Annotated in this window: 22 protein-coding genes; 5 read left to right on the top strand and 17 right to left on the bottom strand. The window is 67.6% G+C overall.

Features of this window, described 5'->3' with window-relative positions; translation table 11 throughout:
- Nucleotide 1: 1 nt before the first annotated feature.
- The 15 genes from pyrF to JOF45_RS06165 all read right to left on the bottom strand — a co-directional run bounded on the left by pyrF (nt 2) and on the right by JOF45_RS06165 (nt 17,035).
- Nucleotides 2-862 (bottom strand): orotidine-5'-phosphate decarboxylase, encoded by an 861-nt coding sequence (gene pyrF, locus JOF45_RS06095; RefSeq protein ID WP_342591413.1) that lies wholly within the window; start codon nt 860-862, stop codon nt 2-4.
- On the bottom strand, nt 859-4,170 hold the full coding sequence (gene carB, locus JOF45_RS06100) for a carbamoyl-phosphate synthase large subunit (protein WP_210048519.1): 3,312 nt from the start codon (nt 4,168-4,170) through the stop codon (nt 859-861). The genes pyrF and carB overlap by 4 nt, the downstream gene beginning before the upstream one ends.
- Nucleotides 4,163-5,395, bottom strand: coding sequence for a glutamine-hydrolyzing carbamoyl-phosphate synthase small subunit (gene carA, locus JOF45_RS06105; RefSeq protein WP_210048521.1), 1,233 nt, complete (start codon nt 5,393-5,395; stop codon nt 4,163-4,165). Before carA ends, carB begins: the two co-directional genes overlap by 8 nt.
- A complete protein-coding gene (locus JOF45_RS06110; RefSeq protein ID WP_210048523.1) occupies nt 5,392-5,952 on the bottom strand; it encodes a PH-like domain-containing protein in 561 nt (186 codons plus the stop codon). Before JOF45_RS06110 ends, carA begins: the two co-directional genes overlap by 4 nt.
- Nucleotides 5,949-7,292 carry a dihydroorotase gene (locus tag JOF45_RS06115; RefSeq protein WP_210048524.1) on the bottom strand — a complete coding sequence of 448 codons (1,344 nt, stop codon included), beginning with the start codon at nt 7,290-7,292 and terminating at the stop codon, nt 5,949-5,951. Before JOF45_RS06115 ends, JOF45_RS06110 begins: the two co-directional genes overlap by 4 nt.
- The gene (locus JOF45_RS06120) at nt 7,289-8,296 is read right to left on the bottom strand and encodes an aspartate carbamoyltransferase catalytic subunit (protein ID WP_210048527.1); all 1,008 of its coding nucleotides are present in this window, start codon (nt 8,294-8,296) and stop codon (nt 7,289-7,291) included. Before JOF45_RS06120 ends, JOF45_RS06115 begins: the two co-directional genes overlap by 4 nt.
- The gene (gene pyrR, locus JOF45_RS06125; RefSeq protein WP_210048529.1) at nt 8,293-8,865 is read right to left on the bottom strand and encodes a bifunctional pyr operon transcriptional regulator/uracil phosphoribosyltransferase PyrR; all 573 of its coding nucleotides are present in this window, start codon (nt 8,863-8,865) and stop codon (nt 8,293-8,295) included. The genes JOF45_RS06120 and pyrR overlap by 4 nt, the downstream gene beginning before the upstream one ends.
- 78 nt (nt 8,866-8,943) lie before the next feature.
- On the bottom strand, nt 8,944-9,357 hold the full coding sequence (nusB, locus tag JOF45_RS06130; RefSeq protein WP_210048530.1) for a transcription antitermination factor NusB: 414 nt from the start codon (nt 9,355-9,357) through the stop codon (nt 8,944-8,946).
- 17 nt (nt 9,358-9,374) lie between these two features.
- Nucleotides 9,375-9,932, bottom strand: a complete 558-nt coding sequence (gene efp / locus JOF45_RS06135; protein ID WP_210048532.1) for an elongation factor P — start codon at nt 9,930-9,932, stop codon at nt 9,375-9,377.
- Nucleotides 9,933-10,004: 72 nt separating this feature from the next.
- Nucleotides 10,005-11,183, bottom strand: coding sequence for a 3-dehydroquinate synthase (aroB, locus tag JOF45_RS06140; RefSeq protein ID WP_210048533.1), 1,179 nt, complete (start codon nt 11,181-11,183; stop codon nt 10,005-10,007).
- Nucleotides 11,180-11,707, bottom strand: a complete 528-nt coding sequence (locus JOF45_RS06145; RefSeq protein WP_210048534.1) for a shikimate kinase — start codon at nt 11,705-11,707, stop codon at nt 11,180-11,182. Before JOF45_RS06145 ends, aroB begins: the two co-directional genes overlap by 4 nt.
- Nucleotides 11,708-11,709: 2 nt before the next feature.
- Nucleotides 11,710-12,951: a chorismate synthase gene (gene aroC / locus JOF45_RS06150; RefSeq protein WP_210048535.1), complete on the bottom strand. Its 1,242-nt coding sequence runs from the start codon at nt 12,949-12,951 to the stop codon at nt 11,710-11,712.
- A 34-nt stretch (nt 12,952-12,985) separates the two neighbouring features.
- Entirely contained in the window at nt 12,986-13,894 is a 909-nt protein-coding gene (locus tag JOF45_RS06155) for a shikimate dehydrogenase (protein WP_342591414.1), read from the bottom strand.
- Between the two features lie 2 nt (nt 13,895-13,896).
- The gene (locus tag JOF45_RS06160; RefSeq protein ID WP_210048536.1) at nt 13,897-15,588 is read right to left on the bottom strand and encodes an endolytic transglycosylase MltG; all 1,692 of its coding nucleotides are present in this window, start codon (nt 15,586-15,588) and stop codon (nt 13,897-13,899) included.
- Between the two features lie 157 nt (nt 15,589-15,745).
- Complete coding sequence (locus JOF45_RS06165; RefSeq protein ID WP_210048537.1) at nt 15,746-17,035, bottom strand: DUF349 domain-containing protein; 1,290 nt, start codon at nt 17,033-17,035, stop codon at nt 15,746-15,748.
- Between the two features lie 81 nt (nt 17,036-17,116).
- On the opposite strand from JOF45_RS06165, the gene hisS reads away from it, so the two are divergent.
- Nucleotides 17,117-18,472, top strand: a complete 1,356-nt coding sequence (gene hisS / locus JOF45_RS06170) for a histidine--tRNA ligase (RefSeq protein ID WP_210048538.1) — start codon at nt 17,117-17,119, stop codon at nt 18,470-18,472.
- Nucleotides 18,473-18,523: 51 nt separating this feature from the next.
- Nucleotides 18,524-20,326 carry an aspartate--tRNA ligase gene (gene aspS / locus JOF45_RS06175; RefSeq protein ID WP_210048540.1) on the top strand — a complete coding sequence of 601 codons (1,803 nt, stop codon included), beginning with the start codon at nt 18,524-18,526 and terminating at the stop codon, nt 20,324-20,326.
- A gap of 210 nt (nt 20,327-20,536) precedes the next feature.
- Here the strand turns inward: aspS and JOF45_RS06180 are convergent, their stop codons facing one another.
- A complete protein-coding gene (locus JOF45_RS06180) occupies nt 20,537-21,184 on the bottom strand; it encodes an HNH endonuclease signature motif containing protein (protein WP_210048542.1) in 648 nt (215 codons plus the stop codon).
- 6 nt (nt 21,185-21,190) lie between these two features.
- On the bottom strand, nt 21,191-21,847 hold the full coding sequence (locus JOF45_RS06185) for a DUF222 domain-containing protein (protein WP_210048544.1): 657 nt from the start codon (nt 21,845-21,847) through the stop codon (nt 21,191-21,193).
- 79 nt (nt 21,848-21,926) lie between these two features.
- Between JOF45_RS06185 and JOF45_RS06190 the strand changes: the two genes are divergently transcribed.
- From JOF45_RS06190 to JOF45_RS06200, 3 genes are all read left to right on the top strand, one after another.
- Nucleotides 21,927-22,361, top strand: coding sequence for an NUDIX hydrolase (locus JOF45_RS06190; protein WP_210048546.1), 435 nt, complete (start codon nt 21,927-21,929; stop codon nt 22,359-22,361).
- Nucleotides 22,358-22,510, top strand: coding sequence for a hypothetical protein (locus JOF45_RS06195; RefSeq protein WP_210048548.1), 153 nt, complete (start codon nt 22,358-22,360; stop codon nt 22,508-22,510). Before JOF45_RS06190 ends, JOF45_RS06195 begins: the two co-directional genes overlap by 4 nt.
- A gap of 102 nt (nt 22,511-22,612) precedes the next feature.
- Nucleotides 22,613-23,377: a VanZ family protein gene (locus tag JOF45_RS06200; RefSeq protein WP_281069725.1), complete on the top strand. Its 765-nt coding sequence runs from the start codon at nt 22,613-22,615 to the stop codon at nt 23,375-23,377.
- Nucleotides 23,378-23,379 lie beyond the last annotated feature (2 nt).

Consider the following 23,379-nt stretch of genomic DNA (forward strand, 5'->3'; position numbering starts at 1 on the left):
CTCAGCGCAGCTCGGCCGCTGCCCTCTCGACAGCCTCCGCCAACGCCTTGGGGGCCGGCCCTGCGGCCAGGATGCTCCGTGAAGCGTTCACCAGCACCTGGGGGTAAGCAGCTCCGAACCCTGCACGCAGGCTCTGGGCCGTTGCGCCCTGAGCCCCGTATCCGGGGGCCAGGATCGGCATGGGCCCGGCCGTGAGGTCGATGCCGTGCTCGGCCGCCAGACTCGCCGTGGTGGCCCCGACGACCAGACCGATGTCGGCCAGGCCCTCCTGCCCCGCTTCCCGGCCGGTGTCCGCCTGAGCGACTGCACGGACGATCTGCTCGGCCACAGTCACATGCTCACGCGCGGCCAGCTGCACCTGCTGCCCCTCCGGATTGGAGGTCAGCGCCAGCACGAAGAGCCCTGCCCCATGCCGAGCCGCGGCCTCCACGGCCGGGGCCAGCGAACCGAAGCCCAGGAAAGGGGTGACGGTGAGGGCGTCGGCGGCGAACTCGGACTCCGGGTCGAGCCACGCCTCGGCGTAGGCGGCCATCGTGGAGCCGATGTCTCCTCGCTTGGCGTCGGCGATGACCAGGAGCCCGGCCTCACGTGCCTCACGCTGGATCTCTGCCAGGGCCTGCATCCCGGAGACGCCGTAGCGCTCGAAGAAGGCCACCTGCGGCTTGATCACGCCAGCCCGGCCGGCCGTCGCGGCGATCACCCGGTGACCGAACTCTCGCAGCCCGGAGGCGTCGTCGTTCAGTCCCCAGGTGGTGAGCATGCCCGGGTGCGGGTCGAGACCCACGCAGAGGCGTCCATGTCGCTCCATGGCCGCGGTGAGTCTGGCCCCGAAACCACCCGAGCCCTCAGGCGCTGCTGTCACCGGCCCGCCGCCTCAGCCAGCCGCTGCTCGTGCTCCTGCAGCGAAGAGACCGACCAGGTGAACTGACGCTGAGCCTCGATGGCCTGCAGGGCGGCACCGAACTCGGCCACGGTGGTGATAACCGGGGTGCCCATCGAGGTGGCGGCGGCGCGGATCTCGTAGCCGTCGCTGCGCGCGTCGCCACCGGAGGGCGTATTGATGATCAGCGCGATCTCTCCGCCCTGAACCGCTTCCAGGATGGTCCCAGTCTCGCCGCCGTCGACATCGGCGATCTTCGCGACGACTTCGGTCTCGATGCCGTTGCGGCGCAGCACATCAGCGGTGCCTCCGGTGGAGACCACGTCGAAGCCGAGATCCTTGAGCCGTTTGACCGGCATGATGATCGCACGCTTATCCCGATTGGCCACGGAGACGAAGACCTTGCCCGAGGTGGGCAGCGGGTTGTTCGCAGCCTGCTGGGACTTGGCGAAGGCAGTGTCGAAGTGCTTGTCGATGCCCATCACTTCGCCGGTGGAGCGCATCTCGGGGCCCAGCAGCGAATCCACCACACGGCCCTCCTGCGTGCGGAAGCGGGCGAAGGGCAGCACAGCCTCCTTGACCGAGACCGGTGCGCCCGGGGGCAGGAGGGACCCGTCTCCCGACTCAGGAAGCACGCCGGCGCTCGGATGGCCGGAGCCGGCACGCAGCTCAGCGATGCTGATGCCGATGCCGATATGCGCAGCGGCCTTGGCCAGCTGCACGCCGGTGGCTTTGGAGACGAAGGGGACGGTGCGGGACGCCCGCGGGTTCGCCTCGATCACGTAGAGCACATCGGAGGCCACAGCGAACTGGATGTTGATCAGGCCGCGGACCCCGACGCCGGCCGCGATGGCCTTGGTAGCCTCGCGCACCCGCTGCAGGATGTCGGGGCCGAGGGTGATCGGAGGCAGCACACAGGCGGAGTCGCCCGAATGGATGCCGGCCTCCTCGATGTGCTCCATGATGCCGCCGAGGTAGAGCTCCTCGCCGTCGAAGAGGGCGTCGACGTCGACCTCGATGGCGTCCTCCAGGAACCGGTCCACCAGGACAGGGTGCTCGGGAGTGACCTCCGTGGCATTGGCGATGTAGCGCTCCAGGCCCGGCTCGTCGTAGACGATCTCCATACCGCGTCCGCCCAGGACGTAGCTGGGCCGGACCAGCACCGGGTATCCGATGCCGTCGGCCACCCGCTTGGCGTCCTCGAAGCTGACGGCGGTGCCGTTCTTCGGCGCGATCAGCCCAGCCTTCTGCAGGACCTGGTCGAACTCTCCGCGGTCCTCGGCCAGGTCGATGGCCTCCGGGCTGGTGCCGAGGATGGGCACCCCGGCGTCGGCGAGCTGCTCAGCCAGCTTCAGCGGAGTCTGTCCGCCCAGCTGGACGAAGACGCCGGCCACGCCGCCGGTCCGCTCCTCGGCGGCGATGATCTCCAGGACGTCCTCGAGGGTCAGCGGTTCGAAGTAGAGGCGGGTCGAGACGTCGTAGTCAGTGGAGACAGTCTCCGGGTTGCAGTTGACCATGACGGTCTCATAGCCGGCCTCTCGCAGCGCCAGCGTGGCGTGGACGCAGGAGTAGTCGAACTCGATGCCCTGTCCGATGCGGTTGGGACCTGAGCCCAGGATGATGACCGAGGGCTTCTGGTGATCACCGATCTCGTCCTCCCTGTCATAGGACGAGTAGTGGTAGGGAGTGAACGCAGGGAACTCCGCAGCGCAGGTGTCCACTGTCTTATAGACCGGGCGGATCCCCAGAGCGTGGCGGACGCCACGGACCACGGCGGGATCCATATGACGCAGCGCGCCGATCTGTTCGTCGGAGAAGCCGTGGCGCTTGGCTGTGCGCAGAGTGACGACGTCGAGCTCATCGGCAGTGCGCACGGACTCGGCCACCTCGTTGATCAGCTGCAGCTGATCCAGGTACCAGGGGTCGATCGCGGTGATCTCGAAGATCTTCTCCCAGGAGACGCCGGAGAGCAGGGCGCGCTGGACCTGGTAGAGCCGATCCGTGGTCGCAGTCCTCATGCCCTCCAGCAGAGCCTCGAGCTCCTGACCTTCGGCCGGGGTGAAGTCGAACTCGCTGCCGCGCTGCTCCAGGGAGCGCAGGGCCTTCTGCAGGGTCTCGGTGAAGTTTCGCCCGATGGCCATGGCCTCACCGACGGACTTCATGGTGGTGGTCAGCGTGGGATCCGCCGCTGGGAACTTCTCGAAGGCGAAGCGCGGGACCTTGACGACCACATAGTCCAGAGTCGGCTCAAAGCTGGCCGGGGTCTTCTGGGTGATGTCGTTGGGGATCTCATCCAGGGTGTAGCCCACGGCGAGCTTCGTGGCGATCTTGGCGATGGCGAAGCCGGTGGCCTTCGACGCCAGGGCCGAGGAGCGGGAGACACGTGGATTCATCTCGATGACCACCACACGGCCGCTCTTCGGGTCCACGGCGAACTGGATGTTGCAGCCGCCGGTGTCCACGCCGACCTCACGGATGACGTTGATCGCGATGTCGCGCAGCTTCTGATACTCGCGGTCGGTCAGCGTCATGGCGGGGGCCACCGTGATCGAATCTCCGGTGTGGACGCCCACCGGATCCAGGTTCTCGATGGAACAGACCACCACGACGTTGTCGTTGGCGTCGCGCATCATCTCGAGCTCGTACTCCTTCCACCCCAGGATGGACTCCTCCAGGAGCACCTCTGTGGTGGGCGAGTACTGCAGGCCCGCGCCGGCGATCCGGTGCAGGTCCTCCTCGTCATAGGCCATGCCGGAGCCGAGGCCGCCCATGGTGAAGGACGGGCGGACCACCATCGGGTAGCCGAGGTCCTCGGCGGCCTCCAGCGCCTCCTCCATGGAGTGGACGATCCTGGAGCGGGCGGACTCGCCGCCGGAGCGCTCGACCACACCCTTGAACTTCTCGCGGTCCTCACCGAGCTCGATGGCGTCGATGTTCGCGCCGATGAGCTCGACGCCGTACTTCTCGAGCACCCCGTCCTTGTCCAGGGCGATGGCAGTGTTCAGCGCCGTCTGTCCGCCGAGAGTCGGCAGCAGCGCGTCAGGGCGCTCCTTCTCGATGATCTTGGCGACGACTTCGGGGCTGATCGGCTCCACATAGGTGGCGTCGGCGAACTCCGGGTCGGTCATGATCGTCGCGGGGTTCGAGTTGACCAGGATGACCCGGACCCCCTCCTCCTTGAGCACCCGCAGTGCTTGGGTCCCGGAGTAGTCGAACTCGGCGGCCTGGCCGATGACGATCGGGCCGGAGCCGATCACCATGACGGAGTTGAGGTCGGTACGCTTAGGCATGGAGAGCGGAACCTCCGGTGGTCTCGGCGGAGGCCGAGGGCCTCCGGTCTTCAGGGGGAAGGGTGTCGGCGCCGGTGGTGACCCGGTCGCTGGTCAGCATCTCGACGAATCGGTCGAAGAGGTAGGCGGAGTCATGCGGACCGGCGGCGGCCTCCGGGTGGTACTGCACGGAGAACGCGGGGATGTCCAGGCAGCGCAGGCCCTCGACGACGTCGTCGTTGAGGCTGGAGTGGCTGACCTGCACCCGGCCGTACTGCTCCTGCGGAGCGGTGACGACCTCGCCGATGGGGGCATCGACGGCGAAACCGTGGTTCTGCGAGGTGATCTCCACCTTGCCGGTGGCGTGATCCATCACCGGCTGGTTGATGCCGCGGTGACCGAAGGGCAGCTTATAGGTGCCGAAGCCCAGGGCACGGCCCAAGATCTGGTTGCCGAAGCAGATGCCGAAGAACGGCTTCCTGGCATTCAGCACCTCACGCAACAGGCCGATCTGAGTGGCCGCAGTGGCCGGATCTCCGGGCCCGTTGGAGAGGAAGACGCCGTCGACGTCCAGCTGGTCGATCTCGGCGAAGGTGGTGCTGGCCGGCAGCACATGCACGCGCAGTCCGCGCTCGGCCATCCGAACCGGAGTCATGTTCTTCAGGCCCAGGTCGATGGCGGCCACCGAAGCCAGCGGCTCGTCCTGCCATCCGTGGTCGGCCGGCTCCACCACGTGGGCGGACTCCACCGTGACCTCCTCCGCCAGACGGGCGCCCTTCATCGCGGGCTGGCTGCGGACCTCTTCGACGAGCTCGGCGACAGGGCGCGAGGCGGCCTCGCCGGAGAAGACGCCGGCACGCATGGAGCCGTGGTCACGCAGGTGGCGGGTGATGGCACGGGTGTCCACGTCCTTGATGCCCACCACGTCCTGAGCAGTGAGCTCCTCCTCCAGACTGCGCACCGAGCGCCAGTTGGAGGGGCGGCGGGCGGCGTCGCGGACCACGTACCCGGCGACCCAGATCTTCCGGGACTCGGGGTCCTCGTCGTTGATTCCGGTGTTGCCGATGTGCGGGGCGGTCTGCACGATGATCTGCCGTGCATAGGAGGGGTCCGTGAGAGTCTCCTGGTAACCGGTCATGCCGGTGGAGAAGACTGCCTCGCCCAGGCGGCTGCCGCGGGCCCCATAGGCTGTTCCCTCATGGACGGTTCCGTCCTCGAGGACGAAGAGAGCCGGTTCGATTCTCATGGGGTGTTGGACTCCTCATCAGGGTTCTCGCCGTGGGCGTCTGCTCCACGGTCGGTGAGCGTGCGCAGCTCACCCAGGAGCTGCTGGTGGGCTTCGGCGTGGCGGGCGCGGAAGGCTGTCTCCACGAGCTCCTCCCCGAGCTGCCAGCCGACGATGAGCGCACCGTCGCGCTCGACGAATTTACCGACCACGCCGCGGTCGGTGCGTGTGTGCCGCAGGGCTTCCCGCATGATGAGAAAGTTCGGTGCTCCGGCACGCAGCACCGCGACGCCGGCCTCGTGGACCTCCAGACGACCGTCGGTGCGCAGACCCAGGCCGTGGACCGCAACCCGGTCCAGATAGTCGGAAGCGCGCACGGTGCCGATCACCATGCCCTCCCCTGCGGCCAGCGGTTCTGCGTCGATGACCTCGGCTGGGATCTCAGCAGGCGCGGGAAGGTTGCTCTGGCGTCGTTTCCGGTTGCGCCACCCCAGCCAGATCAGCGATCCGAACAGCAGGATCGCGGCCAGGGAGACCCAGAAGTAGTTCATATAGGTCATAGTCATGGCGAAGGTCATACCAATGCCCCTTCCCGGACCACAGCGCGGCCGTTGAGGACGGTGGCCCGGACCTCACCGGGCAGCTCCATGCCGCGGAACGGCGAGTTGCGGCCCTTGGAAGCGTGCTGGAGCGGGTCCACCGTGCGGCGGGCGGCAGGGTCGACCAGGATCAGGTTGGCGGCCTCACCGGCGGCCAGCGGACGTCCCTGGTGAGTGTGCCGGTAGATCTCAGCAGGCTTGGCGGAGGTGATCTCAGCGACTCGGCGCCAATCGATCAGTCCGGTCTCCACCATGGTCATCTGCACCACGGACAGCGCAGTCTCCAGGCCGGTCATCCCCATGGCCGCCTGCGACCATTCGCATTCCTTGGCCTCGGTGGGATGCGGAGCGTGATCGGTGCCGATGACGTCGATGGTGCCGTCGGCCAGGCCCTCACGCAGGGCGTGGACATCGGCCTCGGTGCGCAGCGGAGGGTTGACCTTGTACACCGGGTCATAGCTGCGGACGAGCTCATCGGTCAGGATCAGGTGATGCGGAGTGACCTCTGCGGTCACGTCGATGCCGCGCTCCTTGGCCCAACGGATGATCTCCACGCTGCCCCGAGTGGAGACATGGCAGACGTGCAGCCGAGAGCCGACATGCTGGGCCAGCAGCACGTCTCGGGCGATGATGGCTTCCTCCGCCACGGCGGGCCAGCCCGGCAGGCCGAGCTCCGCGGAGACACAGCCCTCGTTCATCTGCGCCGGGGTCTCGGTGCCCCAGCCGGTCAGAGCAGGCTCCTGGGCATGCTGGGCGATGAAGCCGTCGAAGGTCTTCACGTATTCGAGCGCGCGACGCATCAGCACCGGATTGTGCACGCAGTGCCCGTCGTCGGAGAACATCCGCACCTGCGCGGAGCTCTCCGCCATAGCGCCCAGTTCGGCCAGCTGCTCGCCGGCCAGACCTACGGTGACCGCACCGACCGGGTAGACCTCGGTGTAGCCGGCGTCCAGTCCCAAACGGTGCACCTGCTCCACGACGCCGGCCGTATCGGCGACGGGCGAGGAGTTGGCCATCGCATGCACGGCGGTGAAGCCTCCCAGGGCTGCGGCGCGGGAGCCGGTGGCCACCGTCTCCGCGTCCTCACGTCCCGGTTCGCGCAGGTGGGTGTGCAGATCCACCAGGCCGGGCAGCGCGATCTGGCCCTCCGCCTCGAGGGTCTCCACCTGCGTCCCCTGGGCACGCAGCTGCTCAGCATGAGAGGAGGCTTCAGGCCCGACGGCGGCGATCCTGCCCTCAGCGATCAGCAGGTCCTGGGGCTGCTCGCCGTAGGGGCGGGCGCCGGTGATCAGCAGAGCGGGGTTCGATGGGGCGGTCATGAGTCATCAGCTCCTGTCAGCAGCAGGTGGAGCACCGCCATGCGCACGGAGACACCGTGGGAGACCTGGTCGAGTGCGTGGTTCAGCGGAGAGTCCGCGGCGGCTGAGGAGACCTCCACGCCGCGGTTCATCGGCCCCGGATGCAGCAGCATGGCCGGGCTGTCGGTCTCCCCCAGCCGCAGCCGTTCCAGGGTGGCGAGGCGCTCATCGGTGAGGCCCCAGCGACGGGTGTACTCGGCCGCCGTCGGGAAGAAGGCTCCGCCGACCATGCGCTCTGCCTGCACGCGAAGCATCATGACCGCGTCTGGGGTGCGTCCTGCTGAGTCGGGGGCCAGGGCCTCGTCGAAGCTGTAGTGGACGGTGACCGGCCAGGTCTCCACACCCACCGGAAGCAGTGTGGCCGGGGCGACCAGACCGACCTCGGCGCCCAGGGTATTGAGCAGCCAGATGTTCGACCGGGCGACCCGTGAGTGCAGGATGTCTCCGACGATCAGCACCTTCATCCCGGAGAGGTCGGTGCCGCGCGGTGACTGCTCGGGGCCGTGGTGGGCGGCGGACCAGCCGCGCCGCAGAGTCAGAGCGTCCAGCAGGGCCTGGGTGGGATGCTCATGGGTGCCGTCGCCGGCGTTGACCACCGCGCAGTCGGTCCAGTCGGAGGCGGCCAGCTGGGCGGCGGCGCCGGAGGCCCAGTGGCGCATGACCACAGCGTCGGCTCCGATGGCTTCCAGAGTCTGCACGGTGTCCTTGAGGGACTCCCCTTTGGAGACTGAGGACCCTTTGGCCGAGAAGTTCATGACATCGGCGGAGAGCCGCTTGGCCGCCGCTTCGAAGGAGATGCGGGTCCGGGTGGAGTCCTCGAAGAAGAGGTTGACCACAGTGCGTCCGCGCAGCGTGGGAAGCTTCTTGACCTCCCGGGCGGAGACTCCGGACATCTCCTCGGCGGTGTCGAGAATGTTCAGGGCCTCGTCCCGGCTGAGGTCTGCGGTGGAGAGGAGGTGCCTCACCGGGTGATCACCACGCCCTCTTCGTCGGCGGAGACGCCGTCGGTCTCCGCCAGCTTCACCGAGACACGCTCCTCACGGGAGGTGGGCAGGTTCTTGCCCACGTGGTCTGCACGGATCGGCAGGTCACGATGACCACGATCCACGAGCACGGCCAGCCGGACGGTCTGGGGCCGGCCGAGGTCGGAGAGGGCGTCCAGCGCGGCGCGGATGGTGCGCCCGGAATAGAGGACGTCGTCGACCAGGACGACGGTGGCCCCGTCCACGCCCGACTCAGGCACATGGGTGGGTTCAGGGGTGCGGGCTGCTCCGGAGCGGAGGTCATCCCGGTACATGGTGATGTCCAGGGCACCGACGGAGACGCTCGGATCGAAGGAGGGATCGATGCGCGCCAGCTTCTCCCCCAGCCGTACGGCCAAGGGGGCGCCGCGGCGCGGGATGCCCAGGAGCATGAGTCCGTCGGTCCCCCGCTGGGTCTCGACGATCTCATGGGCGATGCGCGTCAGTGCCCGGTCCACATCGGAGACGGACATGACCTGCGATGATTCTGCGGTCTCAGGTGTTTCCACCATAGACTCCTTCCTCGCCTCACGGGACGATCCTTAAAGGAGGTCTTCTGTGTGTATCAAGTTGTCCGGAGTCAGCTTACCTCAGCCGAGCTCGAGAGTCGGCTTCAGCTTCTGGAGCCGACCCAGCAGGCCGTTGACGAACGGGGGTGACTCATCGGTGGAGAGCTCCCGCGTCAGCGCCACCGCCTCGGCCACGGCGACGCCGTCCGGGATCTCCTCATTGTAGAGCAGCTCCCAGGCACCGATGCGCAGGGCCATCAGGTCCACTCGCGGCATCCGGTCCAGGGTCCATCCGCGGGCGTAGGTCGAGAGCAGCTCGTCGATCTGCTCCTGCTGAGTCTTCACGCCTTCGATGATGTCGACCACATAGTCGTTGACGATGAGGTCAGCCCGCTCCCGGCGGACACGCAGGACCTGCAGCGGATCCATCTTCCGCTGCTCGGCCTCGAAGAGGACCTCGAGGGCCCGGCGTCGTGCTTTGCTTCTCTTTGCCACTGTTCTCCGCGCGCCGTTCAGACTCGGCCGAGATACTCGGACGTCGTGGTGCTGACCTTGACCTTGGTGCCCTGCTCCACGAACAGCGGAACCTGGATCTCGTGGCCGGTCTCCAGGGTCGCAGGCTTGGTGCCGGCCTTGGAGCGGTCGCCCTGCAGGCCCGGGTCGGTCTGGGTGATCTCCAGGACCACCGACGGCGGCAGCTCGATGTAGAGAGGGGTTCCCTCGTTCATGGCCAGCTGGACCTCGGCGGACTCCAGCAGGAAGTTGGCGGCGTCGCCGACCACAGCGGCCGGGACGGTGACCTGGTCGTAGTCGCGCAGGTCCATGAAGACGTAGTCTTCGCCGTCCATGTAGAGGTACTGGTAGGTGGAACGGTCCACCGTGGCGAACTCAACCTTGGCACCGGCATTGAAGGTCTTGTCGACCACTTTGCCGGAGGTGATGTTCTTCAGCTTGGTGCGGATGAAGGCCCCACCCTTGCCGGGCTTGACGTGCTGGAACTCCAACGTGTTCCACAGCTGGCCTTCCAGCTTGAGCACAGCGCCGTTCTTGATGTCGTTCGAGGTTGCCACAGGTGCGTCTCTCTCTGAGTTGCTTCTTGGACCGACGGCCAATTCTACAGTGTCTGCAGATGCCTGCCGTCTCTAGATGGTCACTGTCGTGCCGGTGATCGGTTCAGCGATCTCCTGGTAGGTGGTGAACAGGATCGAGGCATCCGGGATCTCCACAGTGGCCGGCCGCCCCTGTCCGTTCAGGAGCACGAACCGCAGCTGGTCGCCGCGGTTCTTCTTGTCCCGGCGGATCCCCTCCAGCAGCTGGGACCAACGGTCATCACGGTAGGTGGTGGGCAGACCCAGGGACGTCAGGATCGCCCGATGACGGTCGGCGGTCTCGTCGTCGAGGCGGCCCAGGCTGCGGGCCAGCTCGGCCGCGAAGACCATACCGACGGCCACCGCTGCGCCGTGGCGCCACTGATAGCGCTCTGCCAGCTCGATGGCGTGGGCCAGCGTGTGTCCGTAGTTCAGCGACTCGCGGACCCCGGATTCCTTGGGGTCCTCACCCACCACACCGGCCTTGACGGTGATGGCACGCTCGATGAGCTCGCGCAGCTGCCAGGAGTGCGGGTTCTGCGCCTGATCCGGGGCGGATTCGATGATGTCCAGGATCTTCTCATCGGCGATGAAGCCGCATTTCACGACTTCGGCCAGGCCGGCCACCAGTTCGTTGCGCGGCAGGGTCAGCAGCGTGTCCAGGTCGGCGAGCACACCGGCCGGCTGGTGGAAGGACCCCACCAGGTTCTTGCCCTCTGCAGTGTTGATGCCGGTCTTGCCGCCGATCGCGGCGTCGACCATGCCTAGCAGCGTGGTCGGCATATGCACCACACGGACGCCGCGCAGCCAGGTGGCGGCCACAAATCCGGCGACGTCGGTCACCGCGCCGCCGCCGACGGAGACCACGGCGTCGGAGCGGGTGAAGTCGTTCTGCCCCAGGACCTGCCAGCAGAAGGCCGCCACCTGGATGTGCTTGCCCTCTTCGGCGTCGGGGATCTCGGCGACCATGGCCGTGTAGCCGGCCTTCTCGAGGTCCTCGCGGACCACGTCGCCCGTAGCGCGCAGCGCACGCGGGTGCACGACCAGGACACGCTCAGCCTGGGTGCCGATCATCTCAGGGAGCCTGGCGAGCAGACCGTTGCCCACGAGCACGTCATAGGATCCGGCACCGGCGCTGCCCACCTCCTGTCCGGCGTCCCCGCTCTGGCCGACCCTGATCACCGTCGGTTCGGGGTCGGTCTGGGGTGTTCCGTTCTCAGCCTCATGGCTCATGGAGTGGTGTCATCTCCTGAAGGGGTGGGGTTCAGTCTGGCAACTATGGTATCTGCCCTGGTCTCGATGCTCTCATCATCGGCGGAGAGCACCATATCGGCGCAGGCCCGGTAGATGGTCTCACGCTCGGCGTAGATGCGCGTCCACGCCTCCATCGGCTCGTCGCCGAGAACGGGGCGGCTGGTGCCGTCACCGATCCGCAGAGCGGCCTGATCGGGCGTGATGTCCAGCATCACCACGGTCTGGTCCTTCAGCAGCGCTCGGGTGCGCTCATCGAGCACGGCACCGCCGCCCAGACTGATGACCGAGGGGCGCGGCGAATCGAGCAGCTCCGCGATGATCCGGTGTTCACGCTCGCGGAAGTCCTTCTCGCCGTGGGCGCGGAAGTATTCCGGGATGGAGCCGTAGCGGGCCACGAAGAAATGGTCGGAATCCACATGCGGACGCCCGAGCCGCCGGGCCAGCGCTGCGCCCACAGTGGACTTGCCCGAGCCCATCGGGCCGATGAGCACGATGTTGGACATGCTCAGAACCCTGCGGGCGCCTGAAGGGGGTCGCCGTCGCTGCCTGAGGCCTGGGGATCCTCCCCCACCACGGGCAGGTGGGCGAGGTAGCTCTCCATGTTGCGGCGCACCTCGGCCACAGAGTCCCCGCCGAACTTCTCCAGCACGGACTGGGCGATCACCAGGGCGACCATGGCCTCGGCCACCACGCCGGCGGCAGGGACTGCGCAGACGTCGGAGCGCTGGTGATGGGCCGTGGTGGCCTCCCCGCTGGCGGTGTCCACTGTGCGCAGGGCACGAGGCACCGTGGCGATCGGCTTCATCCCGGCGCGCACGCGCAGCGTGCCGCCGACGCTCATACCGCCTTCGACGCCCCCGGCCTTGTTGCCGTCGCGGCGCAGCGTTCCGTCCTCGGCCCGCTCGATCTCGTCATGGGCCTGGGTGCCGCGACGCCGAGTGGTCCGGAAGCCGTCTCCGACCTCCACACCCTTGATCGCCTGGATGCCCATCAGGGCCCCGGCCAGCCGCGCGTCGAGGCGTCGGTCCCAGTGGACATAGCTGCCCAGTCCGGGCGGGAGGCCGTCGACGACGACCTCCACCACCCCGCCGAGGGTCTCGCCGGCCTTATGGGCGTCATCGACCTCGGCGACCATCCGCTCTGAGGTGGCCGGGTCGAAGCAGCGCAGCGGATCGGCGTCGAGCTGCTCCACGTCGTCGGCATGGGGAACCGGCGCCTCCTCCGGCACCTCTACAGGCCCGATGGCGGTCGTGTGGGAGACCGTGCGGATCCCCAGCTCAGCGAGGAAGGCCTGTGCCGCGGTGCCCAGCGCCACTCGGGTGGCGGTCTCACGGGCGGAGGCCCGCTCGAGGACAGGGCGTGCCTCCGAGAAGCCGTACTTCTGCATACCGGTGTAGTCGGCGTGGCCCGGGCGCGGTCGGGTCAGCGGAGCGTTGCGGGCCAGCCCCTCGAGCTCGGCGGTGTCCACCGGGTCCGGGTTCATGACCTTCTCCCATTTGGGCCATTCGGTGTTGCCGACCTCGATGGTCAGCGGGCCGCCCTGGGTCAGTCCGTGACGGACCCCGGCCAGCAGGGTGACCTGATCCTGTTCGAACTTCATCCGTGCGCCGCGGCCATAGCCCAGCCGACGCCGGGCCAGGGTGTCCTGGACCATCTGACTGGTCAGTTGCACTCCGGCAGGAAGCCCCTCAAGGATTCCGACGAGTGATTTTCCGTGTGATTCTCCGGAGGTCAGCCAACGCAACATGGGCCCCATCCTATCCGTGCCTGTGCCCGGGGCGTCACAGCCCGAGGGCGCTTCTCATCTGATGAACCATCGCGGCGCGATCCGCTTCGGCCTGAGCGGCCGCCGGAGCTGTGGTGGCGTCGGTGAACAGCTCCACCTGCCGCACGGCCTGGTGCAGCAGCATCACCAGACCGCTGACCACGGTGCCTCCGGCCCGCTCCCAGCCCAGGGCGAGCTGCGAGGGCCAAGGATCATAGGCGACATCCAACAGAGGGATGCCGGTCAGCGCGCCGTCGGCGACGAACTGATCGGCCATCGGATCCGCGGCGCGCGGCGGCAGAGTCGAGATGGCGGCGCTGAGTCCCGAGGACTCGGCCGGGAACTCCGCGCTGGGGCGCAGACTCATGTTCAGGCCGAAGGACTCCACCACCGTGTTCAGAGGTGCCGCGCGTTCGGGCGATCGGGCGTAGACGGCCACGTCGGAGAATCCCAGTTCGGCCGCCGCGGCCACGGCGGCCGAGGCTGTCGCGCCGGCGCCGAGGATCCCCACCGGCCTGCCCGAGGAGCTGGGCGCCAGTCCGGCCTCGCGCAGCGCCTCCACGATGCCGTCCACATCCGTGTTCTCCCCGCGCAGCGTGCCGTCGGCCCGGCAGATCACCGTGTTGAGCACCCCGAGGGTCTCCACCCGGGAGGAGGTCTCAGCCATATGCGGGACCATCGCCGCCTTCAGCGGCATGGTCACCGACCAGCCGAGCCACCCCGATTCCTGGGCGCGGGCGGAGAGGAACTCCCGGGCACCGTTCTCCTGAAGATCGATGCGCGTGTAGTCGATGGCCAGGCCGAGGTGTTCATAGGCTGCCGCGTGCAGCAGCGGGGACTTCGAGTGCCCGATCGGATGACCGAGCACCGCCGCCCGCCCTGTCCGTGCTGGGGTCATCGGTACTGGGGTGGTCGGTGCGCTCACGGTCACTCTCCGGGTTCGACTGCTTCAGTCTGCTCGGCCGGCTCACCGGAGCAGATCTCGGAGTTCTCCGCGCAGTACTCGCTGAGGCGCTCCACGTTCTCCTCGTGCTCGCTGTAGGTCTCGGCGAACATCGTCTCCCCAGTCTCCAGGTCCACGGTCACCCAGTAGAGGTAGTCGTTCTCATCCGGGTCCGCCACGGCAGCCAGCGCGTCCGGGTGCGGAGCCTCGATGGGCCCGGGGGGCAGCCCTGGGTGCTGGTAGGTGTTGTACTCGTTCTCAGAGTCTTCCCGCTCCTCGTCGGTGAAGTGGATCTGCTGAGTGCCCAGACCGTAGATCACCGCGGCGTCGATCTGCAGATAGCCCTCAGTCTCGCTGTCCTCGTCCCCCACTTCGTCCAGGCGATTCTCGATGGCGCCTGCGATCGTGGAGTAGTCTCCGCCGTCGGCGTCGTAGTGGGACTCGGCAGTGACCAGCGACGCCTTGGTGATGGCTTCGAACTGCTCGTCCTCCTCGATCCCGAGCTCTTCGAGCTGCTCGAAAGTGCGCTCCACGGGCTCGCGGAGGACATCCTCGGCCGTGGCGTCCACCGGCGGACTGTACTCACCCACGGCCAAGTAGCCTTCCAGTGTCTCTGCCTCCTCAGGCAGCCCGAGCTGCTGAGGGTTGTCACTGATCTCGCTGAGCTCACGGCGGTCGATGCCGGTATTCTCCGCGATGGTGTCCAAGGCGTCGTCGATGCGCACACCGGAGTTGATGCTGAAGTAGTGGGAGGCCTCTTCGCCGTCGAAGATCGCGGCGATGGCGTCCTCCGCCGGCATCTCCTCATTGAGTGCGAAGTCCCCGGTGCGCAGCAGGTCGTCCCCGCCGGAGGCCTGCCACTGCTGCCAAGCCTCGGTGAGCGCCTCTTCGCTGGCGACGATCTCTTCGTCCACCAGGCGGTTGAAGACCGCATCCGGCACATCACCCTCTGAGACGGTGAACTCCACTGTGTCGCCGGCGACCTGGTCATAGTCTTCCGGTCCGCGACCGCCGAGGAATGCTCCCACGGCCCAGACGAAGCCGATCACGAGCACTGTGAAGCCCGCCAGTGCAGCGGCCAGAGTGAGGTTGCGACGACGGCGACGCTGGCGCCGACGCTGCAGCACGGTTCGACTCACGTCGCTGTCCACCGGGGTGACGGTCTGGTAGCCGCGGCCGTAGCTGGAGGAGGAGATGAGCAGCGGCGTGCCGTCCTCATCGTGTTCGATGTGGTCCTCGACGTGGTCTTCGCCGTCCAGGTGGTCGTCCAGGAAGTCGCGCGGACGGTCCTCATGGGCCTCGGCGGCCGCTTCCTCGTCCTGCGCCTCGACAGGCGAGGCGGCCCGGTGCGGCGAGACCACAGACTCGAAGGGCTCCGCGGGGGTCGCAGCGGGCCGCACCGGCTGCGCAGGCTTCGAGCCCGCGTTCTCCTGATCGTAGACCGTCTGATCGAAGACCTCGCCGGAGGTCTGCTCCGCCGGGGCCGAACGCGTGACAGGACCGCGGGGGGCGGACTTCTCTGCCTCCTCCTCGCGGAGATCCTGGTCGAAGCTCATCCGACGCCGGCGCAGGGCCTCTTCCCGCTCGCGTTCTGCTGCAGCTGCGCGTTCCCGCGCCTCGCGGATCTCGCGACGGCGACCACGGGAACCCGCCTCATGCGGCTTTTCATCGCTCACGCGGGGGTCCTCACTGAAATTCGACGGCAATACTCTTCAGGCCCATGTTCTCCGGGCACAATCGGTCAGTCCTGTGCCTCTGACGTGTTGATTGTAATCTACTCGTGACCTTGCATGTTCGCAGGACTCCCCGCGAGCAGCCCAGTCCGAGCCTGCGTCAGTCGGCGTTCTGAACCAGCATCGCGCGCCAGCTGCGGCGGGCCTCGAGGGCCTCCTCGGCCGCCTTGATGCGCGTGTCGTCGCTGGCCTGTCGCGCGGCGTCGAGCTCTGCCTGAAGCTCAGCAATGGTCTCATCGAGCTGGGTCAGCATCGAATTCGCCCGCGCCTCGGTCTCCGGGTCGGTGCGCTGCCAGTGCCGGTCCTCCGCCTCACGGAAGGCATCCTGGATCCGCTTGATGGTGGTCTCCATCCGACGGATGTCGCCGCGGGGGACCTTGCCGGCCTCATCCCACCGGCCGAGCAGCTCATGATATTGGTCACGGACCCGCTCGGGCTCGTCGAAGGGCATGAGCTGTTCCAGCTCCTGGAGGATGGCCTCCTTGACCTTCAGGTTCTGCTCGTACTCGGCGTCGATCTCAGCATTGGCCGCATCGCGTGCGGCGAAGAACACATCTTGCGCGGCGCGGAAGCGCGCCCACTGTGCGTCATCAGTCTTCCGGGCACCGCGCCCGGCGGCCTTCCACTCGTCCATCAGCCGGTGGTACGCCTTCGTGGTAGGACCGTAGTCGGTGCTGTTCTGCAGCTCCTCAGCACGGGCGATCAGGTCCTCTTTGACCTTCTTGATCTCGGCATGGTCGCGGTCACGCTGGCTGAAGAAGGCACGGCGATTCTTGTCGAAGGTGGTCCGCGCTGCACGGAAGCGCTTCCAATAGGGATCTTCCTGGGCCTTGGAGAGCCGCGGCGGCTTCTTCTGCTCCGCCTTCCATGCGTCAAAGAGCTCATTCATCCGCGCCTGGGCGTTCTTCCAGTGCTGAGTCGAGGAATCGGCGTCGGCGATCTGCTCCGCCTCAGCCACGATCTGTTCCCGCAGCGCCAGGTGCTCTGCCACAGCCTCCTCCGAGGCCCTCTTCTGCTGCTCGGCCTGCTCAGCGATCTGGCGATCGGTCTCATCGAGCACGGCGGTGAGCCCGGGGACGTCGCCGGCCCACACACCTTCATCCAGCTCGGCACGCAGCGCGGCGGAGCTCTCTCGCAGGGACTTCGCCGAGTCGGCCCCGGCGGCGGCGCGCGCCTTGAGCAGCAGCACTCGGCTATAGAGGTCGTCGAACTTCCGCGTGAAGTACTGCAGCGCCTCGTCCTCTGTGACGCCGGGGTACTGCCCGACATACGTCTCCTCCCCGCGGCCGGAGGCGAGCGAGTAGACGTGCCCCTCCTGGTCGACGCGGGCGAGCTGGCGGGCTTCCTCCAGCGAAGTCTCATGATGGCCTGGCTTGACTGCGGGACTCATGGACACCAGCGTACCGTCTGCCGATATGATGAACGGGCTCATCCCACCCCTGCCCCTCTGATAGGAGTGCTGCGCACCGCTATGGCACGTTCAACCTCACTCTCCGGCTTCGCCGAATGGCTCCCGGCCGAACGGCTCGTGGAGCTGCATATGCTGGACACCCTGCGTGAGGTCTTCGAACGCCATGGCTTCTCCTCCTTGGAGTCCCGTGCCGTGGAGACTCTGGAGACGCTGCTGCAGAAGGGCGAGGTGGACAAGGAGATCTACGCCGTCTCCCGCCTCCAGGAGGAGCTGGCAGAGGGCACGGCCTCCAAGAAGGACAGCCGTCTTGCTCTGCGGTTCGACAACACTGTGCCCTTCGCCCGCTATGTCGTGGAGAATGCCGGGCACCTGAACTTCCCCTTCCGCCGGTACCAGATCCAGAAGGTGTGGCGCGGGGAACGTCCCCAGGACGGCCGCTACCGCGAGTTCACCCAGGCTGACATCGACGTCATCGGCGACGGCGAACTCCCCTTCCGCGCCGATGTTGAGATCGCTGTGGTGATCGCCCAGGCGCTGGAGGCCATGCCCATCGGCGATTTCCGCCTGCGGATCAACAACCGCAAGCTGGCCCAGGGCTTCTACACCGCCCTCGGCCTGGACGACACCACCGCTGTGCTGCGCAGCATCGACAAGCTCGAGAAGATCGGTCCTGAGCGGGTGGCCGAGGACCTCAGGACCACCGCGGGAGCCACCGACGACCAGGCACAGAAGGCTCTGGCCCTGGCCCAGATCCGCACAGAGGACACCTCCTTCGTCGACCAGGTCCGCGCACTGGCCGAGGGCCTCACCGGCGACACATCTCTGCTCGAGGAGGGCCTCGCCGAGCTGGAGGAGCTCATCGCGGAGGTCGGCAAGCGGGTCCCCGGACGAGCTGTGGCCGACCTCTCCATCGCCCGCGGCCTGGACTACTACACCGGAACCGTCTACGAGACGGTGCTGGTGGGCCACGAGAACCTCGGCTCCATCTGCTCAGGCGGGCGCTACGAATCTCTGGCTTCGAAGGGCCGACGCACCTTCCCCGGCGTCGGGATCTCCATCGGGGTCACCCGGCTGGTGGCCCGCGTACTCTCCTCCGAGATGGCGACGGCGACCCGTTCGGTGCCTGCCGCGGTCTACGTGGCCCTGCGCACCGAGGAGGAATGGGGGGCCGCCCAGGATGTGGCAGACACGCTGCGTTCCCGCGGGATCAACGCTGAGGTGGCGTTGAAGGCCGAGAAGTTCGGCAAGCAGATCCGCCACGCCGACCGCCGCGGCATCCCCTTCGTCTGGTTCACCGATGAGGAGGGGAACCATGAGGTCAAGGACATCCGCTCCGGGGAACAGACGTCGGCAGACCCCGCGACCTGGAGCCCCGCAGACGATGACAGGCTTCCGCGGATTGTAGAATCCGTCTGAACACCTCGGCTGGACGCCGAAGCCCCTGAACGACCCCTCTGGAAGGACACCGTGCTCCGCACACACGAGACCGGCGCGATCAACGCCGAACATATTGGCCAGACCGTCACCCTGACCGGCTGGGTCGCCCGCCGTCGGGACCATGGAGGGGTGGCATTCCTCGATCTGCGGGACGCCTCCGGCATCGCCCAGGTCGTGGTGCGGGACGAGGAGGACTTCGATCCCCTGCGCAACGAGTTCGTCCTGAAGGTCACCGGCACAGTGGAGCGTCGCCCTGAGGGCAACGAGAACCCGAACCTTCCCTCCGGCGAGGTCGAGGTCATCGCAGAGACCGTGGAGGTCCTCAACACGGCCGCTCCCCTGCCGTTCCAGGTGGATGAGCATGTGGAGGTGGGCGAAGAGGCTCGCCTGAAGCACCGCTACCTGGACCTGCGCCGCCCTGCACCCGCGAAGGCGATGAAGCTGCGCTCCGAGGCCAACCGGGTCGCCCGGGAGTTCCTGCATGAGCAGGCCTACACCGAGGTCGAGACCCCGACTCTGACGCGGTCCACTCCGGAGGGCGCCCGCGATTTCCTGGTGCCGGCCCGTCTGTCGCCGGGTGCCTGGTACGCCCTGCCCCAGTCGCCTCAGCTGTTCAAACAGCTGCTGCAGGTCGGTGGGATCGAGCGCTACTACCAGATCGCGCGGTGCTATCGCGATGAGGACTTCCGCGCCGACCGTCAGCCTGAGTTCACCCAGTTGGACATCGAGGCGAGCTTCGTGGAGCAGGCCGATGTGATCTCCCTCGCCGAAGAGCTCGTCGGGCGGCTGTGGAAGCTCATCGGCGCTGAGATCGAGGCTCCGATCCCCCACATCACCTACCGTGAGGCCATGGCCAAGTACGGAACCGATAAGCCGGATCTGCGCTTCGGCCTGGAGCTCACCGAGCTCACTGAGTACTTCAAGGACACCCCGTTCCGCGTCTTCCAGGCCCCCTACGTGGGCGCTGTGGTCATGCCCGGCGGGGCGGACCAGCCCCGGCGCACCCTGGACGCGTGGCAGGAATGGGCCAAGCAGCGCGGCGCCAAGGGCCTGGCCTACGTGTTGATCCAGGAGGACGGAGAGCTCGGCGGCCCGGTGGCCAAGAACCTCTCCGAGACGGAGAAGGCCGGCCTGGCCGAGGCGGTCGGCGCCGAGCCGGGCGACTGCGTCTTCTTCGCCGCCGGTGAGGTCTCCCCCTCCCGCAGCCTGCTCGGCGCGGCCCGCAACGAGATCGCTGCCCGTCTGGGCCTGATCGAAGAGGGCTCCTGGTCCTTCGTGTGGGTGGTGGACGCTCCTATGTTCGAACCGGCCGCCGACGCAACTGCCGCCGGCGACGTAGCGGTCGGCTCCGGTGCCTGGACTGCCGTGCACCACGCCTTCACCGCCCCGAAGCCGGAGTTCGCTGAGACCTTCGACCAGGAACCGGGCGAGGCGCTGGCCTATGCCTACGACCTGGTCTGCAACGGCAACGAGATCGGCGGCGGCTCCATCCGTATCCACCGCCAGGACATGCAGGAGCGCGTGTTCAAGGTCATGGGCATCTCCGAGGAGGAGGCCCAGGAGAAGTTCGGCTTCCTGCTGGACGCCATGAAGTTCGGCGCGCCCCCGCACGGCGGCATCGCTTTCGGCTGGGACCGCGTGGTGGCCCTGCTGGCCGGCGAGGAGTCCATCCGCGAGGTCATCGCCTTCCCGAAGACCGGTGGCGGCTACGACCCGCTGACCGCTGCCCCGACACCCATCACCGCCCAGCAGCGCAAGGAGGCCGGTGTGGACTCCACGCCGGAGCCCAAGCGCGAAGGCAGCAGCGAGAGCAAGTACGGCGCGGCGAGCTGATCCCCAGCCCCACAGCTCTACACACGAGGCCCGGCAGGAAGTCCTCTCTCCTGCCGGGCCTTGGTGTGTCTGCTCCCGGTGCGGCCCATGAGCACTGTGACCACCTTCAGCGCGCAGGCCACCGCCGCTGACCTGCACAGCGGAGGATTCGCGCGCGTCACATCGACAGAGCGGATCGTGGAGGCACTCACCCGAGAATCGGAGTGACCCTCACGCCGCCTGAGCACGAGAACACCAAGACTCTGTCCCCGGACGTGGGGACACTGACGTCGACTCGTCCTGCTCCGAGGCCATCTCTTCCTCTTCCACACTCAGCGGAGGGTCCAGGAAACCGTGGGTCGTCATGCGGTGGTGGCGGCGGCACAGCGCCCAGAGGTTGGCCGCCTCAGTGGGGCCCGCGGGCCAAGGGACCTGATGGTCCAGATCTGACCTCTCGGCGGGGACCATACAGCCCGGAGCCCGGCAGGTTCCGTCCCGGAACGTGAGCGCGTCTCTCAGCCGCATCGGGGCGAATCGGCCGCGGTAGCGCACCGCAAGGATGTCCGGCACCTCGCCCGGGCCGACATCAGGTCCGCAGAACGCCTCATACCACTCGTGAGCCGCTCCGGGAGCTGCAGCCAACCTGCGCGCCTGCTCCGCCGGAACAGCCCAACGCCGGTCAGCGCTCACGGCCGGCTCCTCGGAGTCCTCGGTCAACGAAGCCTCTGGAATCATGATCGCGATCTTCGTCTGCACCGGGGAGCCGTCCACCCGACCATCCAACAACCACGAGGCGAAGAGATCTGCCTCGAGCTGAGCCAGAGTCCGGTCATCCTCTGGCCGCTGGTCCGATCGTCGGCCGCGGGCAGCCGCAACCAATCGCCTCTAGATGGAAGCGGCGGCCACTGTGGGGATCAGCGCCTGGACCAGGCTCATGCCGTCCTCACCGTGGACGACGTGGACGGCTCGTTCCTCCTCGGCCCGGTGGCATCGGGCGGCATGCTCCCGCACGTCCAGACATGCGAGGTATCGGTTCAGCCAGGCCTGCAGACTGCTCGGCGCCCGGTGTTCCACAACCTCCGCCGCCGCCTGATCCAGAGACTCCACATTCTTCGGGTCCTCCATACTCAGCGCCGCACGCGCAATCTTGCGGACCCGCGCCGCGTCCGTGCCGCCGTCACTGAAGCGTCGCCAGACCCGGGGCAGTTCCCGTCGAGCGAAGCGCATGGCTCCGAGCAGCTCAGTCACCGACCGCTCGCTGCTCCCCAAGGTGAGCGCCAGATCCCGGACAGTGGCCTTGCGAACATCAGCACGGAGTGGCGCAGGAAGCTGAAGTCCCCCGATCTCGCGCTCTCGCGCATCCTGATAGTCCAGCATCCTGCTGATCTGCGCGCCCTCAGTCCGGCGGGCCTGTCTCTGCAGCGTTGAGGCAGAGACCAGCAGCTCCTCCGGATCGTGCACCCGCCGACCGCTCCCGCGCTGATCCTGCGCCTGGTCCTGAGCCCAAGCCCGAGCCCGAGCCCGAGCCCGATTCTCTGCCATGATCTGACCCTACGGAGGGGGGGTCTGACATGACTGCGTGACACGTTCTCTGGGGACCCTCCTATGAAAGACTGAGGGGATGGACTCCGGCCTGCAGAACCCCAGCATCATCCGCGTCGCCGCCGTCGTGATCTGTGATTCCCAGCGACGGATCCTCACCGTCCGCAAACGGGGGACCCACCGGTTCATGCTGCCCGGCGGCAAGCCGGAGGCCGGAGAGGACCCTCATCAGGCAGCCGCCCGCGAGGCCTACGAAGAGATCGGCCTTGACTTGGACGCCCACACATTGGAGCACCTGGGACAGTTCAGCGCCGATGCGGCCAATGAGCCCGGCCAGCTGGTCCAGGCCGAAGCCTATCTGCTGCCTGAGCCTCAGCGCCCCGAGGATCTCCAGGCGGCCGCCGAGATCGACGAACTGCGCTGGATGTCGGCTGAGCAGATCGTCACCGGCACCGACATCGCGCCTCTGCTGAGCACCCAGATCATTCCCGCGTGGATGGAGCGCACCGGATGAGCGACCAGATCATGTCCGCCGTCGTCGCCCTGCTCACAGGGGCTGTGGTGGCTGTGGTGCTGTTCGTCCCGTTCGTCTTCCTGAACTATCGGCGACGCGGCCGCCTCAGCCTGCTCCGAACGACATCCAGTGCACCTCCGCTCAGCTGAGACCGCTGCAGCTCCTCGACGACATCGGCACCACCGCGGCGGCCACAGGCGTGTCCCTGCCCCATAATCCTGCCTTCATGCAGGTGGCCGCTGAACGTCCTGCTGTTCATGCCGCTGGGCTGCTTCCTGCGGATGTTGTGGGGCCGCGGCGTCGTCGTGTCGACGGCGACAGGCCTGGCAGTCTCCGCGATGATCGAGACCACTCAGATCACCGGCGTCTGGGGCATCTACCCCTGCCCCTACCGGGTATTCGACGTAGACGATCTGCTGGCCAACACCTCCGGAGCCCTTCTCGGTGCCGTGCTGGTCAGCCTGCTGCTGCAGCTGCGCAGCAGACTGCTGCCGGCGCCCATCGCGGCGCCCTCGGACATCTCAGGAGTCTCAGAACGGATCAGCCTCGGGCGTCGCGTGACCGGCATGGTCTGCGATGTCCTGGCCGTGCTGCTTCTGGCCGTGGCTGTGGCGGTGCTCAGCAATGCCTGGCAGATGCACCTGGGCAGAACCGGAGAACAGATCGACGCCGAGCTGACCCAACGGATCGCCGTCTGGGTCCCACTGCTGGCCCTGGGACTGCTCACCCTGGTCTCGGGACGCACTGTGGGCGACTTCGCTGTGCGCATCCGTTTCACCTCCGCCACGACGCCGGGCCCGGCAGCCCTGCCTCACCGCCTGCTGCGCTACGCCGGCGGCATCGGCGCGTATCAGCTGGTGGACCTGCTGCCCGGTGTGCTCAACATGTTCGCCGCTGCTGTCCTGGTGCTCGGCCGCCTGATCGCCGTCGCTGCTATGGGCAGCCGGGCAGGACTTCCCAGCCTGGTCGGTGCCGGGACGCCGCAGGACGATGCCCCGCAGCCGCAGCCGCGGTAGAG

Source organism: Nesterenkonia lacusekhoensis, from assembly GCF_017876395.1.
In the GTDB taxonomy this organism is placed as follows: Bacteria; Actinomycetota; Actinomycetes; order Actinomycetales; family Micrococcaceae; genus Nesterenkonia; species Nesterenkonia lacusekhoensis.

Bases quoted from the DNA above. Each gene is read 5' to 3' on its own strand.
- JOF45_RS06195 (WP_210048548.1), top strand. From the start codon at position 22,358: ATGAGCGACCAGATCATGTCCGCCGTCGTCGCCCTGCTCACAGGGGCT.
- hisS (WP_210048538.1), top strand. From the start codon at position 17,117: ATGGCACGTTCAACCTCACTCTCCGGCTTCGCCGAATGGCTCCCGGCC.
- pyrR (WP_210048529.1), bottom strand. From the start codon at position 8,865: ATGGTGGAAACACCTGAGACCGCAGAATCATCGCAGGTCATGTCCGTC.
- carB (WP_210048519.1), bottom strand. From the start codon at position 4,170: ATGCCTAAGCGTACCGACCTCAACTCCGTCATGGTGATCGGCTCCGGC.
- aroB (WP_210048533.1), bottom strand. From the start codon at position 11,183: ATGAGCCATGAGGCTGAGAACGGAACACCCCAGACCGACCCCGAACCG.
- JOF45_RS06190 (WP_210048546.1), top strand. From the start codon at position 21,927: ATGGACTCCGGCCTGCAGAACCCCAGCATCATCCGCGTCGCCGCCGTC.
- JOF45_RS06165 (WP_210048537.1), bottom strand. From the start codon at position 17,035: ATGAGTCCCGCAGTCAAGCCAGGCCATCATGAGACTTCGCTGGAGGAA.
- JOF45_RS06110 (WP_210048523.1), bottom strand. From the start codon at position 5,952: ATGACCTTCGCCATGACTATGACCTATATGAACTACTTCTGGGTCTCC.
- JOF45_RS06115 (WP_210048524.1), bottom strand. From the start codon at position 7,292: ATGACCGCCCCATCGAACCCCGCTCTGCTGATCACCGGCGCCCGCCCC.
- JOF45_RS06145 (WP_210048534.1), bottom strand. From the start codon at position 11,707: ATGTCCAACATCGTGCTCATCGGCCCGATGGGCTCGGGCAAGTCCACT.
- aroC (WP_210048535.1), bottom strand. From the start codon at position 12,951: ATGTTGCGTTGGCTGACCTCCGGAGAATCACACGGAAAATCACTCGTC.
- JOF45_RS06185 (WP_210048544.1), bottom strand. From the start codon at position 21,847: ATGGCAGAGAATCGGGCTCGGGCTCGGGCTCGGGCTTGGGCTCAGGAC.
- carA (WP_210048521.1), bottom strand. From the start codon at position 5,395: ATGAGAATCGAACCGGCTCTCTTCGTCCTCGAGGACGGAACCGTCCAT.